Source organism: Binatus sp. (SeqCode) (assembly GCF_050013435.1).
Lineage (GTDB): Bacteria > Desulfobacterota > Binatia > Binatales > Binataceae > Binatus.
Genome location: NZ_JBEKFG010000001.1, coordinates 71273 through 88790 on the forward strand (window position 1 = coordinate 71273; position 17518 = coordinate 88790).

Here is a 17518-nt window from a genome sequence, read left to right on the forward strand (position 1 = left end):
TCAAGAGATTCAAGCTTTTCGCGCCGGTGATAGCCGCGAACGCTCGATAGCCGATCGAGCGCGCGTGCTAGGAAGTGGCGCCGATGCCCCAGTGCAGAGCGTTACGAATCAGCGTCTGGTATTGCGGCGTTTCCCACGAGCCGCGAAAAACCATCGGCGTAGCTCCTGAAGGCTCGACGCTCGAATCGACAAACGGCTGAACGTTGCTTATCGGCGAGTGACAGTGGCCCAGCGCGATGTAGGCGACTTCGCCCATCCCGGTCTGGCGCGTGTATCCGAGTACGCGGGTTTTGCCGTCGGGCAGTATCGAGGTATCGGCGTCGTAAACGAAACCGAATCCGGGCGGCGATGGGTCTGTTTCGAGCACGGTCGTGAGTATCACGTGGCTGTTGGCGGGGTCCTCAAGCTCGATGAGATAGAGTTCGTCCTTGACCTCGAAGGACGCCGGCAGCCCCTGCGTGAGCGCATGCTCGCGATCGGCTACGTCAACGCGAAACTTGCGCACCGGGGGATGGTTGAGAAAGAAGCAGCCAAGCGTGTCGTGATAGCCGCCCTTCACCATTTTTCGGACGTAACGCTTCCCGCTCACTGGCGCTGCCTTCCCACCGCTGGTGCCGTGAAGCGCGAGCCATCGTCCGCCCGCTTCGAGCCAGTTGCGAATGAACTGGTTCTGTTCGTCATTGGGATACGGCCCGGCAACGTAGGTGATCAGTAACCGGCTGCCGGGCAGCCACTTGGCGACATCGGCGAAGTCATTGCCGCTGGTCGTAAGCACCCCCGAGTTCTGTTGCAGAAGGCCGAGCAGGCACAACCGCACGAAATCCATGTCATGGCCGGCGAAGGAACCAGGAGGAAATCCTCCGGTGATAAGATGGACTCGAATCGGGGTTGTCATATTGCGTTCAAGTCTAGCGGAGAAACGCCGGTCGCGGCACCTCTATCGATGCGCGACACTCGCGTGAATTCGTACTACAACATCAGCTTGACGAGTGAAGACGTTTCCCGAAATTCCCGACAATCCCGCAGGACGCCAGCTTCGATGGTATCTGGAGCGCGTTGTCTCGGCCGGCGAAGGCGCCTCCGAGGCGGAGCTCGACGCTCGATGCGCCTTAAACATGTCCGTCCGCGCGCCATTTCCTTATCGGCATGAAGTGCTCACCGGAGGATGGAAGCGCTGCAGGGATAGCTACGGCGATTTCACGGTGGCGTCGGTCGAGCAAGCGTCCGACTTCAACTTGACGGTCATCCAAACCAGCGGCGATAGGAAATGGCGGCTCTCGATCGAGGTCGAGCACACCGAGCCGCATCGAATAACCGTGCTTGCTCGTGATCGTATCCTCGATTTCGAGGTGGTGTCGCGCGAAGCGACTATGGCTGACGCGGCCGTGCTCGCCGATATCGAGCGGCGATGCCCGATCGTGCTGGGCGACGGCGTCACGATGACTATCGAGCGCGGCGACGACTACTTTGCGTTCACGCGGCTGATGGATAATTTTCTGGCTGCGGTGGGCTTCGTGGATGGAAAACCAGCCGGCGTCAACGTAGCCGCTCTGCATACCGTGCGGGTCGCAGCGCGCGACTATCGAATCCACGCGTTCGCTCACCTGCGCATTCTTCCGGAGCATCAGAAGAAAGGCTTGTGGGGTGCGATAAATCGCGTTTTCGACGAGAAGTACCCGGAGGGTTCGTCGGACGGAAGCACCGCGTATCCGTCGGTCGACAATGCGGCGATGCTGCGAGGCTTCGCGGGGGCGCCTCGATGGAGCACTCATCAGATTCGCGCACAACTGCCGTGCGCATCGCTCGCCGGCCCGCAAGTCGGACGACCGGCTACGCCGCGCGATGCGGCGCGGATCGTCGAAATTCTCAACGCGACCCACCAATCCGACGAGATGTACCTGCCGTACACCGTGGACTCGTTCAGCGCTCGTGTCGAGCGTTCGCCGCGAGACTACTGCTGGGAACGGGTGCGGATGACAGATCGCGCGGTGGTGGGAGTATGGCCCGCCGGCGACACCGTACGGTTTATCATCGAATCGAAGGGAGAGCGGACGGAGTCGCGGCGCGGTCTTGCGCTGGATTGGGGATTTTTGCCGGGCGCGGAGGACGAGTTCGAAGCGATTATCCGCGCGCAATGCGGATGGCTTTCCGATCGCGGCCTGGACCGACTTTCGCTCTTCACGTCGGAGGCGTCCGCCGGATACGAGCGCGTGCGCGCGCTGGCAAGCGAGTTGGAACGGTTTGTGGTGATTTCACACGGTATCCCGGAGCCGGCGGGCGCTGCATCTCGCGGCCTGTACGTGGATCCGATTTACTTTTAGGATGATGCACCTTCAACTTTCGTGGGCGCCTCAGGAACATCATCTGTTCGACTGTCGTCGATCAGCTTGGCGCCGCTGATAGCAAAGTGATTGGAGGAGATGCGCGATGAAAGCTGCTGTCTATTATCAAAACGGTGGTCCCGAGGTTCTCAAGTACGAGGACGTTCCCGATCCCGTATGCCATCCGAAAGGCGTTGTGATCCGCGTCGAGGCCGTGAGCATCGAGGGCGGCGATACGCTCAATCGTTGGCATGGAGCATTGCTCACCAAGCCGCACGTGGTTGGCTACCAGGCCGCCGGCGAGATTGTCGAGGTTGGTTCGGAGGTAACCGACCTTCGGGTCGGCCAGAAAGTGACTACTGTTTACAACTTCGGCTCTCACGCCGCGTTGCGAGCGGTGCCGGCCCGCAACGCATGGCCGGTCCCAAAAGGACTCGACATCCAGCTTGCCGCAGCTATCCCCGTGCCGTTCGGCACCGCCGACGATTGTCTGTTCGAGTACGGCAAGCTCAAGGAGGGAGAGACGGTGCTGGTGCAGGCGGGCGCGAGCGGCGTCGGCGTTGCCGCAATTCAGCTTGCCAAGCGGGCAGGCGCGACCGTGCTCGCGACCGCGTCGAGCGACGCGCGGCTGGAACGGCTCAAGCCGCTCGGTCTCGATCATGGGATCAACTACCGGACCGATGACGTCGTAAAGTCGGTCATGAAAATTACCAACAACCGGGGCGTCGATCTCGTGGTTGACCCTGTCGGCGGCGCGACCCTGCAGGGCAGCCTGCTATCGCTGGCCTATCGCGGCCGCGTCTCGATGGTTGGCGCGGCGGGCCGCGAACCGATGACGGTGGACGTCTCCCCGCTGATGGCGGGCAACCGCTCTTTGACCGGAGTTTTTCTGGGCGCGGAAATAGGCACCGAGCGCGCGCATAATATGATCCAGCGCCTGATCGAGGAGATCGCCCGCGGCGAATACACGGTCGTGATCGATCGAACCTTCCCGCTATCGGAGGCGGGCGCCGCCCACGCTTACATCGAGAGCCGGCAGGCAGTGGGCAGGGTTCTTCTGATCCCATAGGGTTACAATCTTCGCGGACCCAGCTAGCGAAGAATGCCGGCGGCAACCAAAGCAAAACCTCGTAGCGAAGCGCCAACCGCGGCGCCGCGTCCGGCCGCAGCGCGGTGGGGGATTCCTGTTTCGCCGAGGCTCCGCGCGCAAGCCGGCGGGCTGACGCTGCTGGGGCTTGCGCTGATCGTAAATGCAATATTGCTCGCGCCGGAGATTCGCATCGAGCGGGTTCCGGTCAACGACCTGAGCTTTCATATCGCAGCGTCGCAGCGCCTCGCCCGTAGCCTTATCACGGGTGATTCGCTGCTCGATCCATGGGTGTCGCAATGGGCGCTGGGCTTTCCGCTGTGGCACTTCTATCAGCCGATCCCACACATGGTGGCCGGGCTGTGGCTGGCGCTCACGAGTCATTTCGCTTCGGCGCCGGCGTCATTCGCAGTGCTTTACTATCTGTTGCTGGCAGCGGTGCCGGCCTGCACCTACATCGGCGCGCGGCTACTGGGCCTGGAGCCGATCGCCGCGGGATTCGCGTCGATTCTGATCATCGCAGTGAGCGAGGTGGGCGACTTCAGCCGCTACGGGCTGTCTTACGGCGCGTATGTTCGGCGCGGCTCGGGCCTGTACACGCAACTGATGTCGTTCGATCTGCTGATGCCGGCGCTAGGACTCGCCGCCCACTCTCTGAACACGGGCCGGCGGCGAATTCTGGCAGCCTGCCTGGTTGCGGCCACCGCACTCTCGCACGTCGTGTTCGGCTACGCGGCGATTCTTTCGATAGCAATCATGGCGCTGGTCGGACCGCGGGGCGATCGCTCGCGCCGAGTCGTCCGCGCCGCATCGATCCTGATTCCTGCCGTCATCCTGCTTGCGTGGTTCGTCGTTCCGATGCTGCTGGCCAGCGGCGAGATCAACCGGTGCCGATGGGATGACGTTTGGAAGTTCGATTCGTGGGGTGCGGGCAACGCGCTCAACGAACTGTTCTCGGGGCGCTTTCTCGACTGGGGCCGCTTGCCGGTAATGACGTTGGCGCTGGCGGCGGCGTCGTTGCTCGCGCTGTATCGCTGGAAAAGGCCGATGCCGCGGCGCCTGCTGGTTCTCACCGCGGTGTGGCTCCTGATCTTTTTCGGCCGCACGACCTGGGGATATTTCATGCTCGCGCTGGGGCTGCCCGGGACGTTTCACGTCAGCCGTTTCGAGTCGGTTTTTGAACTGTTTGCCGTGCTGTTGACGGCCTGGGCGTTGGCTAAAATCGTCGCCGCCGCATGGCGGGTCGGATACTGGGGCAAGGTTGCGACGGTGATTGCGCTTGGCGCGATCGCGGTCGTGATTTTCGCCGAGCGCGCGAGTTACCTGAAGCAGAACGACAATTGGGGAGACGAAAGTCTCGCGGCGATTGCGCGCGAGGGTGGCGACCTCGACGCCGCGCTCGGCGACATCCGCACCATCCTGCGCGAGCGTCCGGGCCGCGTCTGGGCCGGTCCGGCGGGAATGTGGGGCGCCAAGTTCAAGATCGCCGGGTCGCAGCCGTACTCGTTTCTCTCGCTGGCGGGGTTGGATGAACTCAGCTTTCTCTATCATAGCTTGTCGTGGAACTCGGACGTGACGGCCGAACTCGACGACCGCGATCCCTACCAGGTCAAGCTGTTTGCGATGCGCGCGGCGCTGGCGCCCGTGACTCAGCCGATGCCCCCCGAGTTCAAGCGTCGCGCAGTTCACGGCGCCCTGGCGGTTTACGAGGCCTCCAGCGAAGGCTACTTCGGCCTGGTGGACATTGGCGCCCGTTACGATGGCCCGTTGTCGACCGTGCTCAATCGCGACTGGGGATGGATGCAGGATTCCGCGGTGCGCGCAGGCGCGGTGGTCGCGCTGGGCGGCGATATCAGCGGATTGCCGCAATGGAAGATGTTTCAGCCGCCGCCCGCGCTCGATCCGCGATTTTCGACTCCGCGCGGGGAAGTAATTTCCGAAAGCAAGCAGGGCGAGACCTATCGCGCGCGGCTGGCGGTGCTGCGCCCGTGCTACGCGTTGCTCAAGATCACATATTTCCCGGGCCTGCAGGCCACCGTTGACGGAAAGCCGGCGCCGATCTTTCGCGTGTATCCCGATTACTGCGCGATTCCGGTCGTACCCGGGGAGCAGCGGATCGAAGTGCGATACCGTCCGGGGCCACTCAAGCCGATATTGCTGCTTGCCGGAATCATTGTGGTGGGATTGATCGCTCAAGCGATGCGCAGGCCGGGCTACGCCGCGATGGAACGCAGGATTGCGGCGCGGGTGGCGGAGCTGGCGACTCCCTGGGCGACTGTGCGGATACGGACGGCGCTGGCGCTCGCGGTCCTGATCCTGCTCTTCACGCGCCCGCTGTTCCGCGGCTACCAGCTCGACGGCCATGACACGCTGGAGTACCCGCCCCGGCTGACTGAATTCGCCAAAATATTGGGCGACCATCAATTCCCTCCCGTATGGGCGCCGGATCTCAGCAGTGGGCATGGACAGCCGCTGTTCGAATTCGCACCGCCGCTGATCTACGCGGCGGCATTGCCCTTCTTCAAAGCCGGCATGCGGCTGGCGGATTCGCTTCAATTTGGGCTGGCGATGCTGTTCGCGCTCGGCGCGACCGCGGTCTTTCTGATCGGGCGCAAGCTCGCGTTTTCTCGGGTCGCCTCGATCGGCGCCGCGGCCGCATGGCTGTTCGCTCCCTACCAGGCGCTGGATATCTACGTGTGTGCGCGATTTGCCGAGTCGGCCGCGCTTGCAGTGGCTCCCGTGGCGCTGCTCGGGCTGATCGCGGCGGTTCAGCGCCCGACCGCAATCAGTGTGGCACTCGGCGCGATTGCAGTGGCGATGCTGCCGCTGGCGCATAATGCGATCGCGCTGCTGATGTTTCCGGCCTTCGCGGCGATCGTCGCCGTTCGATCGGCCGTCTCGGATCATCGGCTGAAGACCGCCGCGGCCGGCGCTGGCGTGCTTGCCGGCGGGCTGGGACTCAGTGCGTTTTTCTGGCTTCCGGCGCTGCTCGAGCGCGATTTCGTCAAGACCGACCTGCTGCGGACCGGCTTTCTCAATTGGACCAATTACATAATCTCGCCGTTCCAGTTGCTTTGGTCGCCGTGGGGGTACGGCTACGCGATGCGCGGTCCGGGCAACGGCATCTCGTACTCGCTGGGGCTGGTTCACATCGCCTTGGCTCTGGCGGGACTGTGCATCGCGATGCGCGCGGCGAGCCGTAGCCGCCGCCTTGACGCGGTGGTCTTTGCCGGCGCGTCGATTATAGCCGCGCTGTTGGCCACCGATTTGTCATGGACGATTTGGGCGCACGTCGCCACGCTTCAATACCTCGCTTATCCGTGGCGCACGCTATGCGTTCCGGCGCTGTTCATGCCGCTGCTGGCGCTCTATGCCTTCGACCGCATGGGCGCCCGGCTGGCATCGGTCGCGATTGTAGTGCTGGTGCTGGTCAATATCGCGCACACCGAACCCAAGGGAATTCAGACTTATGATGAAGCCTACTTCAGTGCGGACATGATCGCCCGCCTGGGGATAAACACCACCACTCGTGAAGAGTACGAGCCGCGGACAGTGCAGTACCGTCCAGCCTTCGATAGTCGCCTGCTCAAAGGGGTCCGCTCCGCGCCCGTCGTGCATCAACTCGCTGTCAGCTCGGATAGCCAGTCGTTCAAGGTCGATGCGAGCGAGCCCGCGCTGATGCAGGATTCGCTTTTCGACTATCCGGGATGGACGGTGCTGGTTGACGATCGGGAAGTTGCGGCTTCGCCGGCCTCAGTCAGCGGAGAGATCACCTTTAACGTTCCTGCCGGGATACATCATGTAGAAGTCGAGCTGCGTCCGACTCCCGTCCGCCGCTGGTCGTTCTATCTGTCCTTAGCCACGGCGGTTTTGATGATCTCGTTCGTGATGTTCGCGATCATCACCGCCCGGAAGCGGCCATTACCCGCAAGCCGCCGGTATAATAGTACGGTCCCGGATCGGTGAACTCCTTCTCCATGCCTTGATACTGGAACGGCCAATCGTTCGCCGTCCACCTTGGCTCTAAGCTCTGAGCGCCCTGTATGCCGACCCGGCGGAATAGCACATGAGCGCAACCGCCGGACCAAATAGCGAGAATAGCACAGCGTAGCTGGCCTGCTCCATTGTCGTAATGACTAGCAGAGCCAGCAATGCCTGCCAAACCGTTAAGCACTGCACCTGTCTTCTGACAGCCATGGAGCGCCTGATCTGCTCTGGAAAATCGGTCCAACCGATGGCGAACAGAAGTACCGCGTTCGAAAACAGGACGATGTCCCAACGAAGCACAGGGGTCGCGGCTTGAAGCCAGTTCGACCCCAGAGCAAAGATGCAGGCTATTACTCCAACTATGCTGGCTAGGAGGAACGCCGAAAGGCCCACGGCCAGCAGCTTTTCTGACTTAGGACTGAGTGTGAGCATCCTTTAGTCTTCCACGGGACGAGGTTATTGGTTTGGAAGAGGGCCCCTAGCTGCGGGACCCAGCCGAGAATTGGGAAACGCCGCACCATAGCAGAGCCCTATCCCGCCGAAGTAAGAGCCGCAAAGAACCCCCATCGCTCCACAGGCAGGGATGTCACCTCCTCCGCACCCGACCCCCGTGAGGATGCACCCAACCGTCAACTCTGGGTTGAACGCTGTGAACACCCCACCGCAAGCAAAGAAAGGGCCCAGTCCCGTGGGAGTCTGCGCTCGTGGGGGCGCCTTGCGGTACTCTGGCGCCTGCAGCGGGGTCGTGCCGCAGAATTCAGCGTCGCCGCACAATTCCGGCTTGCCATTGGACGCTTCGTCCGGTATCAGACCGTTCGGGAAACCCAGTATCACGGGATACAACGGGTGGCGTTTGTGGCGCAGCTGGCGCGGCGTCGGAGGCTCGCTGCTGCTGCCGCCAAAGAGGTCGTCGAGCAACTCAAAGAGCCCCTCAGCTATTAATCCCACAACAACGACCGGCGTTGCGTAACCTAGGGAAACGCCTTCAGCACCGACTAGAAATGCGTTGTAGGCGGCGATGAACCCAGCCGTCGCGGCTTCGGCACCCGCACCCACGCCAAAAGCTTCGCCAGATTCCTGAGGGCTTTGCGAAAAGTTGGGAGAAGAACCGCCGCCGGAGGGCGCCGCGAGGGGATTGCCCGCCGGCCCGCCACCGCCGCCTCCCCCGCCGCTGCCCGCCGAGCCGCCGCCGGCGCCTTGGCTGCTGGTCTGACCGGTCTCCGACGGCGAGCGCATGATCTGAGCACTGTAGAACTGGCCGCCGCCGGTATAGTAGTACGGTCCCGGATCGGTGAATTCCTTCTCCATGCCCTGATACTGGAACGGCCAATCGTTCGCCGTCCCGCTCACCGTCGGATTTCCCGCCGGATCATAGGTGTACGTCGTCGCCGGCGGAGACTGGGTCGAGGCGGCATTCACCAGCGCGATGGTCGAGCCCGACGCATCGATCAGCGGCACCGAGGTGGTTTGAACACCAAAGATATTGGTGAATGTGCCCGCCAAAGCTCCGCCCCCCGGCAGAGTCAGGAAGTTGTAGGATACTCCGTAACCCGAGCTCCAGCCAATCATCGCTGCGCCGTCGTATTCGAAGTCCGCTCCCCCGGAACTCACACGCCGCCCCAGCCCATCGTATGCCTCCCCGGTGCCCGAGATGGCTGAGAGCTGGTTGCGGGCACTCCAGGCTGCGGCCGAGGCGCTTCACCTTATACAGGCAAACTATCAGGCCGGCACTGTCAACTACCTGCAATTACTAATCGCTGACTATCAGTATCAGCAGGCGAACCTTGGCTATGTCTAGGCGATGGGACAACGTCTTCAGGACACCGCTGCACTTTTCGTCGCTCTGGGTGGAGGATGGTGGAATGCTCCCCAAAGCGCCATAGGCAACTCATCAGCCGAGAAACCCGGTAGCAGCCTTATTCCGCAAGTGGGCGCGCAGAAGGTCGGCGCGAATCCGCTATAGGCCAACGAACTTCGAACGTGACGATCTGAAAGGGGCGCAGATCCAGCTCGACGGTACCGTCGCGGCGCCGCTTGAGCTTGACGCCTTTCAAAGGCCGCCCGGCGAGATCGATCAATCGAGCTCTCCGGCCGTGGCCGAAGCTGAATCGCGCGGTCTCCGGCGACTCGGAAGCGCTGAACGCGCGTACGATGTAGGCATCGACGCGATGCGTCGTGCGCGCGGTGGAAAACACAACTCGCGGATTGTCGCAGGCGCAAAGTCGATTCTCAGACACATCTTTCGCGGAGCGAGCCTGGAACACGCGCGGCGGATACGCATACGCCTGGCCTAGCTGAACGACCCCGGAGTCCGCATACGAACCGCGCCAGGCCGTGATGGCAAATTGAAAACGATGCTGGCCGATTTCCTGGGCGTCGGGCGTTTCGAACTCCGGGCCCGCATCACCCCGGCGCATCTTCAGGTCTCCGCGCGAAAGCCATCCGACGCATCGCAACAGCGTCAACAGGATTGTCGTACCGCCGCCGTCTCGTCGGACCTCGGTCTCGTAGATTCCACGGCTCATCATGGCCGCCGAAAACTCCGCGGATTCCACCGCGGTGAACGTCCGATGCGGCGCGGTCGGATAGACATCTTCCGAGAGTCCCGCCGGCTCGGTTGGATCGAGCGGGCGGCGGACGATTCCGAAATTCGTGTCGGAGAGCGATTCCATCGTTGCGATCGGCGTGGATAGCGCGACGCGGATGCGATGGTCGCGCGCGCGATTATCTATCACTGCCTCAAAATCCACACGTTCGAGTCCCAGGTAGATGGTGGCCGTCAGTTGTATCGGAATCTCGACGGTCTGCGCCGTGCGCGCCGTGCGATCCGCCGTGAGCGCGCCCGGGAGAGCGTAAACCACCGAGAGTGCGATGCGACTTCTCATCGTTGAGCGCTCGATCACGCTGGCGGCGATCGATACCGGCGTCGAGATCGGTGCTGAATCGGCGACCGGGTCGAAGTTGTATTCGTCGCCGCGATCGCCGTCATCTTCGAAATAAGTTTCAAGGGTCCGATTGTTTTTCAGGTCGTCGATTTTAAGCCCGCGCGGCGATGAACTGAGCCTGAAGTATTCGTTCTCGATCGATTCGATCCCGGCGCCATTGGCCGGCGTATCAGTGGCGAGTTCGTCCGCGCGAACGAGCCGATAAAGGCTGAAGCCGGCCTGCGTGAGAGTGTTATCAACGAAAGTGATTTGCGCCCGCGCGGCCTCCGTAGCATGGATCCGAAGGGTCGCCTCGTCAGGCAGCTCCAGGATTTGCCGGCGAAAGCTGTCCGGATCCAGGTCGCTCGCCGGGCTGCCGCTGACGAACACGCGGAGGTCGAACCGGTTGTCCCCGACGCGTTCGAGTTCGAACCGGTTCACGTACTGGTCCATCACCTGGGCGCCGGTGATCAAGCCTTTGAGGTCGGCCGCCTTCAGCTCGATTTCGAATGGCTGCGCCAGCCGCGCGACATCGATGGCGACGGGAATCCGTCGCCCGCCGCTATCCACCGCGACGTAGCATGCGTGGGGATCCTCGACGTTGGTTTCACCCGTGACGAGCGCGCGGCGGGCGAAGGTCGGATTGAACACCGCGAGCGCGGCTTCGCCGCCGGTTTGTGTTGAAAGCACGACATTCGCTGCGCGGCGCGCCACGACCTCGCCGATCATTGCGGCCTGATCGAAGCGATAGCGCATGTCCTGATGGACCTGGTCGATCGAGCATCCGCAGATCGAGTCGTGCGGATGGTTCTGAATCTGTATGCGCCAGGCAACCTCGAGCAGCGCGGTCAGTTCGTCGGCCTGATTCAAATGAAAAGCGAGCGCGGCAAGCGGATCGGCAATCCGCTCGAGCAGGTAAGCGTTCTGGAAGTCTCGCTGCTTTATCCAGGCTCGTATCGAGCTGACGCCCGGCGTGATATTCGAGCGGGCAGGAGATCGCAATTCTCCGCGGACGCGAGCCGTGCCGTTGCGGGGAAGCTCGGAAAGCCGCTTCGCATAATCGTCGAGCGTGCCGACTTCAGCGGTGAATGGCGCGCGTCCGGCGGCTTCCTTCAGGCGCGCGAAGACGATCGGATTGGGTTCCGCGTGGTCGGTGCCGTTCATCACCAGGATCGGAGCGCCGGCGGAGAACTCTCGTTCGCGCGCGGCGATCTCGCCGGCTCGCGCGATCGTTGCATCGGCCGAGTCGGTCGGCAGACTGGCGCCGTTGGAATAGCCGAATGGCAGAAAGACCGTGAACAGCGAGCTGCCGTCGAGCGCTTCCCAGATGAATCGATTGCGATTCACTTCGCGTCCTACGCCGCGGAAAACGACTGCCGCCTCGAGCCCGAAACCCGACAGAATCTGTGGAAGCTGAGCGGCGTGACCGAATTGGTCGGGCAAATAGCCGGTTTGCGCGGACTTTCCGAATCGCCGCGCGATACGGCTGCCGATCTCAAGATTGCGAATCAGCGCTTCACCGCTGGCGAGAAAGCTGTCCGCGAGCAGGTACCATGGACCGATTTGGAGCTTGCCGGCTTTCACCAACTTCGCGATTCGGCGCGCACTGTCGGGCCGTACTTCGAGGTAATCCTCGAGCACGATCGTCTGGCCGTCGAAGTGAAAGCATGGCAGCGCTCCGCTTTCGAGAAGCGCAAGCATCTTGTCCGTCATCGTGAGCAGCCGCGCACGCATCCGCTGAAACGATTGATACCACTCGCGATCCCAGTGAGTGTGAACGACGAAATAGAGATGCTCCATGAACCGCTCCTCGCCGCTTAGAGTCCCATCGCGACGCATAGCGACGCAACATCACCGATGCGCTCGCCCAATGCAGCCGGCACCACCTGACAAGATCCGGCAGACGCGGGGATGGCCTCGCGCGCCATCACCTCGCGTGCGGGTCCGAGTATCATCTCGCCCGTACGCATCGCCAGCCCACCGATCACAATCCGCTGTGGATTGAGGATATCTACCAGAATCGCCAGAACCTGGCCGAGCCGCTCGCCCGTGGAACGAACGATTCGCATCGCGACCGCATCGCCGCGCTTGGCAGCCGCGCAAACGCCGCGAGCCGTGAGCGTCCCGCGATGAGCCGTCAGAATAGTGCTGCGCCCATGCATCCGCGCGTCTTCGACGGCTCGCATCGCTACCCGCTCCATCCCGCCGCCGCTTGCCCATCCCTCGGCTGAACCGCGCTTGTTATGTCCGACCGGGCCGCCGCGGGTGAGCCGCACATGCCCAATCTCTCCGGCGAGATCGTCAGTGCCGTGATAAAGCCGCCCATCAACGATGATTCCGGCGCCAAGTCCCGTGCCCATCGTGAGGAAGACGATGTTGTCGAATCCATGCCCCGCGCCGTAGCGATGCTCGGCGACGGCGCCGGCGTTTGCGTCATTCTCGACGTTGCATCGAACACCGAATTGCCGCTCGAGGATTGCTTTGACTGGAACATCCACCCACGTGGCAAGATTGGGCGGCGAATGGATAATCCCGCGCAATCGATCGAGCGGGCCGCCACAGCTTATGCCGATACCGCGGATTGCCGAACTCGGAAGACCGCGCCTGCTACGGATGGCGCCGATTCCCTTACCGATCAGGTCGAGCGCGCGGTTGGGTCCCCTGGAGGGCAGGGTGGCGAACTCGAGACGCTCGCTAACCTCCGGCGGCCGCTGCGAGACGACGATCGCCGTCTTGGTGCCACCGATATCGATACCGATCCAGACTTTTGCGGGCACGCGAACTCGCCCTCGACCATTTCAGTAGCGGGCCAGCTGTATCAAACGATCACCGTTTTCACCAGCCGCTGCGGTATGCTGGTCAGCGAAGCGGGTGAATCTACTTTCCCGCAGCCATCGCTGACTCGGGCAATTCCTGCGACTTCGTCGATTCGTGGCGCTTAAGAATATTGTAATAAGGATCGCGCAGCGCAGCAGTGAAGCCGGCGGCTTCGATGCATTTCACCACGTCACGGAGCAGCGCCTCGTTTGGGTCGGGCAAATCCTTGCCGGCTGCCGTGATGCAAGCGTTAATCGCGTTGATCGACCCGGTGCCGCAGAGATCGTTTGCTCCTGAGCGCAGCGCCCGGCTGGCGACCTCGAAGCCCATCGTGCGCCAGACCGCGCGGTGATTTTCGATGTTGTCGAGGGCGAGTCGCGCGACCGCCACATCGCGCAAGTACTCATTGACGACCGCATCATTATCGGCAGCAGGAGTGGCCTCGCTCAGGCGAGTATGCTCGAGGCGTGCGGGCCATATCTTGTACGCCGAAAAGCCGCAACCGTAACGGTCCAATCCGCGATCCTGTTGATCGCGCAGCGCGATCAGATGCTGAACGCGTTGCTCCAGCGTCTCGCCGAATCCGATCACCATCCCCACCCACGGGTTGTGGAGGCCGGCCTTCATGGTTGAGTCGATGATTCGGAACCAGTCTCCGGTCTTCATCCGTGTCGGCGCGGTGCGTTCGCGCACTTCGTCAACCAGGATCTCGGCCGCGGCGCCGGGCGTGCCATCGAGTCCGGCATCCTTGAGCTCGCAGAGAATATCCCACGCATTGCGGCCGGTCAGCTTCTCCAGACCGAGAATCTCCTCTGGGCTGAACGCATCGATGTGGATTTCCGGATAGCGCGATTTGAGGAAGCGCAGCAGATCCAGATACCACTGAAATGGCAAGTCGGGATTGATGCCGCCCTCGAGCAGAACATCGCGACCGCCGATTCGCCTGAGCTCGTCCATCTGCTCCGCGATTTCATCGAGCGTGAGGGTGAAGGCGCCCTCCTGGTGCCGGGCGCGATAGAACGCGCAAAATCTGCACGCGACGACGCAGATGTTCGTGTAATCGATATTCCCGCCGATGGAATAGGTCGCAATCTCCGGGTTGCTACGGCGCTGACGTACTTCGTGAGCGGCAGCCGCCAGGTCGTGGGTGGGCAAATCGTACAGCCCGCGTATCTCGCCGGCGCTGAGCCGATGCCCGGTAACCGCGCGATCGAGCAGCTTGACGGAAGCGTCTTCGCGAGTTGATTGAATCATCGTAGTTCTCCTGTTTATCGCCGCGCGCCGGTCACGAATATCTATTGTCTCCGCTTGTCCGTGAACTCGGACCATGCGCTCATAAATTTATCGGCTCCGCCACGCGCTATCTTTGCCAGCGCGAAGCGTTCATCGGGATCGAGAAGCGACCAGCGCTCCTGCGGCAGCTTAAGCTCGGCGATCAGCCGCGCAACATCGGGCGGCACCTGGCCGGCGTCGGGCGCCGCGTCGCGCGATCCGGGTTTCATGATCGCGAGCTCGGTTCCCGCGCGGCTCTTCACCGCGTCGCGCAGAAAGGCCGCCAGCACGTCGCATTCCTCCGGGGATGCGACCGGGAAGTGGCAGATCACCAGGCGTTCGGACCGCGAGAGCGCCTGCCACTCCTTCAAATGGAGCTTCACGCCAGCCAAGTCCAGCTTGCGCCGTACCGACAGCGGTATGAACTCGAGCGTCTCGTACAGTTCCTTTTCGAAGTCGAAGCGCCTGAACATCGGGCTCCCCGCGCGCAGCTTACGGCGCAGCCTCGGTCATTGCCCTGACGGTGAAGAAACTCTTGTCCACCGCACCCATGTTGATGTACCAGGACTCGCGCTCGGTGGTGTCCTGTGCAGGGAGGAGGCGATGAGCGGCCGATCCCGGTACAGCTGCGCTATCCAACATTGGGGACCGGGAGGTCGATCAATTCGTTGTGCAGGAGCTGAGGCCGCCGGACGTTGTTCGCCGTGAAAAAGCTCTTGCCAACGTTGTTAACGTACCAGGTCCCGCGCGGCGCCGTCAGCCGGAGCGTGCGGTCATCGTCGAGGATCAGCTCGCGCTCCCGCAAGTAGTCGAGCACCGGAGCGTAGAGGGTGTCCATCTCAACGCCGAATAGTTCGCGGAAGGTCACCTTGCTGAGCTCCATGGCGCGAACCCCGAGCGCCGGATAGCGTGACATCCACTCCGCGGCGTCGACTCGTTTCCCCATTAGCACCGGCAGGCGCCCGGCATTGACCGCGGCGACATAGTCGTGGAGCCCGTGGATGTTTACGTAGACGTGGCCGTTTATCCCTGAGGAGGTGGAGCCCGCGCCGAATCCGAGCACGTCGAGCTGGGGCGCCTGCCAATTGCCGAGCAGATATCGCGAGGCGCCGCCGGGCCGGCCAAAGCAGGTACAGGCGTACTGCTCGTACCCGGCGGAAACGCATCGCTGGGTCGTCTCCTCCCACATCTCGAACATTACCTCCAGCGGCTGGACTGGAATCCAGGTGTTCGACGCCACCGCCCGCTTGAACAGTGGCGTGCGCGGCACCACGGAGAATCCGTAGAAGCTGATAGATGAGGGTTCCAGAGCAAGCGCGGTTTCCACGTCCCGGGTCCATTCTTCCCGCGTCTCGCCGGGCTTGTTGTACATGAGATCGAAGCCGATCTTCGGAAACCCCGCCTGGCGCGCCAGTTCGACGGCCCGGATGCCGTCGATGCCCTGATGCGGCGCGCCGAGCGACTGCAAGCGTTCATCGTTGAACGACTGGATGCCGAAGCTTACGCGCGTCACCCCTTTCGACCGCAAGAAGGCGAGCTTCGCGGGCTCGGCCGTAAGCGGATGAAACTCGATCTCGATCTCGGCGTCCGGGGCAAAAGACAGGCGCGCGCGGAGGTGATCGATCAGGCCGCCGAGCTGCTCCGCGCTGAGCACCGAGGGAGTTCCGCCGCCGAAGTACAAGGAGGTAATCTCGCAGCCCTGCACATACGGCATCGCGGCGTACGCGTCGATCTCCTTCTTCAGGGCCGCCACATACGCCTCCCGATCCTCATCAGAAGCGACGTACTTCGAAAAGAAGCAGAAATCGCAGGCTGATTTGCAGAACGGGATTCCAACGTAGCAGCAGATCGGCCGCTTCGCCCAGATGTCGGTGGGAGAGATCGGTTCCAGAGCCGTGGGATAGAGCACGACGAACTCGCGATCCACCGCCGGATACTCCCGCCAGGCGATCTCGAAGGGAAGGTGTTTCCACCAGTTGGTGACGTCGCGCTTGCCGTTTACGGGCATATAGGTCTCCTTCCTCGCGCGGTGCGTTCAGCCCCCGAGCACGTGCATTCCTACATTTCCGCGATCCATTGAAGCGGAGCTGTCGACGAAGCCGGGGGACTTATTCCGGATCGCCGCTTCCATCCGCGATTCAAGCAATTCTGAATTGACCGTGGGACGGATCGCGCTTTTGAGATCGACGCCGGTGGGCGAGAACAGGCACGCGAACAGCCTGCCATCTGCCGTTAGCCGGACGCGATCGCATCGCGCGCAGAACGGATTGGAGATTGTCGAAATCACACCGAGGCGGAAGTGTCCGTTCAAGAGATAGTAGCTCGCCGGTTCCTCGGTGCGCGCCAGCGGCTTGATCTCGAAGTCCCGCGCCAGCAGCGCGACGATCTCGCGCTCGGTGAAGACCTTGTCGGCACTCCAAAGACCGCGGCTGTCCAGCGGCATGAACTCGATAAAGCGCAGCGGGATGCCGGCGCGATATGCCCAGGCAGCGAGCGCTGGAATTTCCGTATCATTGGTCCCGCGCATCACCACGGCGTTGAGTTTCACCGGCAGTCCCGCCGCTCGCGCACTGTCGATCCCGCGCAGAACTTCGCGCAGGTCGCCGCCGCCGGTTACCTGGTGAAATCGGTCGGAAGACAGCGAGTCAAGGCTGACGTTGACGCCGTCGAGGCCGCAATCCGCCAGTTCGCGCGCGTACCGCGCCAGCAGGGCGCCGTTGGTCGAGAGCGAGACGCGCCGAAGGCCGCGGGCTCGCAGGCCGTGGAGCATCGACACAAATCGTGGCGCACCGCTGCGCAGGAGGGGCTCGCCGCCGGTCAGGCGTATCTGTTCGACGCCGAAGCGAGCGACGAAAACGGTCGCCAGATGATGAAGTTCTTCGAGGCTGAGGACGACATTCTTGGGACCCCAGACCGGAGACTCCGGCATGCAGTAAACGCAACGGAAATTGCAGCGATCGGTCAGCGAGATGCGCAGTTTCTTCATGGTGCGTCCGAATCGGTCGCGCAGCTGCGACGGCTCGGTTCGGACGGTTGCGCTTTGGTTATCTGATAGCACGGGTCGTCTATCCCATGCGCCGCGCGAACGGCGTGGCGCTCAAGAGAGCTGC

The 17518-nt window shown here is 62.5% G+C and carries 12 protein-coding genes; 4 read left to right on the forward strand and 8 right to left on the reverse strand.

The annotated features are described in order from the left end of the window. Window positions 1-67: 67 nt before the first annotated feature. The gene (locus tag ABSB13_RS00315) at window positions 68-895 is read right to left on the reverse strand and encodes a ThuA domain-containing protein (RefSeq protein WP_428104442.1); all 828 of its coding nucleotides are present in this window, start codon (window positions 893-895) and stop codon (window positions 68-70) included. 94 nt (window positions 896-989) lie between these two features. Here ABSB13_RS00315 and ABSB13_RS00320 point away from each other — a divergent pair, with 94 nt between their 5' ends. From ABSB13_RS00320 to ABSB13_RS00330, 3 genes are all read left to right on the forward strand, one after another. Further along, on the forward strand, window positions 990-2321 hold the full coding sequence (locus ABSB13_RS00320) for a hypothetical protein (protein WP_428104444.1): 1332 nt from the start codon (window positions 990-992) through the stop codon (window positions 2319-2321). Window positions 2322-2427: 106 nt separating this feature from the next. Continuing rightward, on the forward strand, window positions 2428-3390 hold the full coding sequence (locus ABSB13_RS00325) for a quinone oxidoreductase family protein (protein WP_428104446.1): 963 nt from the start codon (window positions 2428-2430) through the stop codon (window positions 3388-3390). Between the two features lie 33 nt (window positions 3391-3423). Beyond that, entirely contained in the window at window positions 3424-7374 is a 3951-nt protein-coding gene (locus ABSB13_RS00330; RefSeq protein ID WP_428104448.1) for a hypothetical protein, read from the forward strand. 477 nt (window positions 7375-7851) lie between these two features. On the opposite strand, the gene ABSB13_RS00335 is transcribed toward ABSB13_RS00330, so the two are convergent. Beyond that, window positions 7852-9006, reverse strand: coding sequence for a hypothetical protein (locus ABSB13_RS00335; RefSeq protein WP_428104450.1), 1155 nt, complete (start codon window positions 9004-9006; stop codon window positions 7852-7854). A gap of 55 nt (window positions 9007-9061) precedes the next feature. On the opposite strand from ABSB13_RS00335, the gene ABSB13_RS00340 reads away from it, so the two are divergent. Next, window positions 9062-9193 carry a hypothetical protein gene (locus ABSB13_RS00340; RefSeq protein ID WP_428104452.1) on the forward strand — a complete coding sequence of 44 codons (132 nt, stop codon included), beginning with the start codon at window positions 9062-9064 and terminating at the stop codon, window positions 9191-9193. Window positions 9194-9311: 118 nt separating this feature from the next. Here the strand turns inward: ABSB13_RS00340 and ABSB13_RS00345 are convergent, their stop codons facing one another. The 6 genes from ABSB13_RS00345 to moaA all read right to left on the reverse strand — a co-directional run bounded on the left by ABSB13_RS00345 (window position 9312) and on the right by moaA (window position 17466). Then, window positions 9312-12119, reverse strand: a complete 2808-nt coding sequence (locus tag ABSB13_RS00345) for a glycoside hydrolase family 38 N-terminal domain-containing protein (RefSeq protein WP_428104454.1) — start codon at window positions 12117-12119, stop codon at window positions 9312-9314. A 17-nt stretch (window positions 12120-12136) separates the two neighbouring features. Next, entirely contained in the window at window positions 12137-13096 is a 960-nt protein-coding gene (locus ABSB13_RS00350; RefSeq protein WP_428104456.1) for an ROK family protein, read from the reverse strand. A 100-nt stretch (window positions 13097-13196) separates the two neighbouring features. Beyond that, window positions 13197-14390 (reverse strand): radical SAM protein, encoded by a 1194-nt coding sequence (locus ABSB13_RS00355; protein WP_428104458.1) that lies wholly within the window; start codon window positions 14388-14390, stop codon window positions 13197-13199. Between the two features lie 41 nt (window positions 14391-14431). Next, entirely contained in the window at window positions 14432-14881 is a 450-nt protein-coding gene (locus ABSB13_RS00360; RefSeq protein WP_428104460.1) for a nitrate reductase associated protein, read from the reverse strand. A 158-nt stretch (window positions 14882-15039) separates the two neighbouring features. Beyond that, on the reverse strand, window positions 15040-16416 hold the full coding sequence (locus ABSB13_RS00365; RefSeq protein WP_428104462.1) for a coproporphyrinogen-III oxidase family protein: 1377 nt from the start codon (window positions 16414-16416) through the stop codon (window positions 15040-15042). Window positions 16417-16443: 27 nt separating this feature from the next. Next, on the reverse strand, window positions 16444-17466 hold the full coding sequence (gene moaA, locus ABSB13_RS00370; RefSeq protein ID WP_428104464.1) for a GTP 3',8-cyclase MoaA: 1023 nt from the start codon (window positions 17464-17466) through the stop codon (window positions 16444-16446). Between the last annotated feature and the right edge of the window lie 52 nt (window positions 17467-17518).

Coding starts and splice junctions, on each gene's coding strand:
- ABSB13_RS00315 (WP_428104442.1), bottom strand. CDS start 895: ATGACAACCCCGATTCGAGTCCATCTTATCACCGGAGGATTTCCTCCT.
- ABSB13_RS00325 (WP_428104446.1), top strand. CDS start 2,428: ATGAAAGCTGCTGTCTATTATCAAAACGGTGGTCCCGAGGTTCTCAAG.
- ABSB13_RS00355 (WP_428104458.1), bottom strand. CDS start 14,390: ATGATTCAATCAACTCGCGAAGACGCTTCCGTCAAGCTGCTCGATCGC.
- ABSB13_RS00345 (WP_428104454.1), bottom strand. CDS start 12,119: ATGGAGCATCTCTATTTCGTCGTTCACACTCACTGGGATCGCGAGTGG.
- ABSB13_RS00360 (WP_428104460.1), bottom strand. CDS start 14,881: ATGTTCAGGCGCTTCGACTTCGAAAAGGAACTGTACGAGACGCTCGAG.
- ABSB13_RS00365 (WP_428104462.1), bottom strand. CDS start 16,416: ATGCCCGTAAACGGCAAGCGCGACGTCACCAACTGGTGGAAACACCTT.
- ABSB13_RS00330 (WP_428104448.1), top strand. CDS start 3,424: ATGCCGGCGGCAACCAAAGCAAAACCTCGTAGCGAAGCGCCAACCGCG.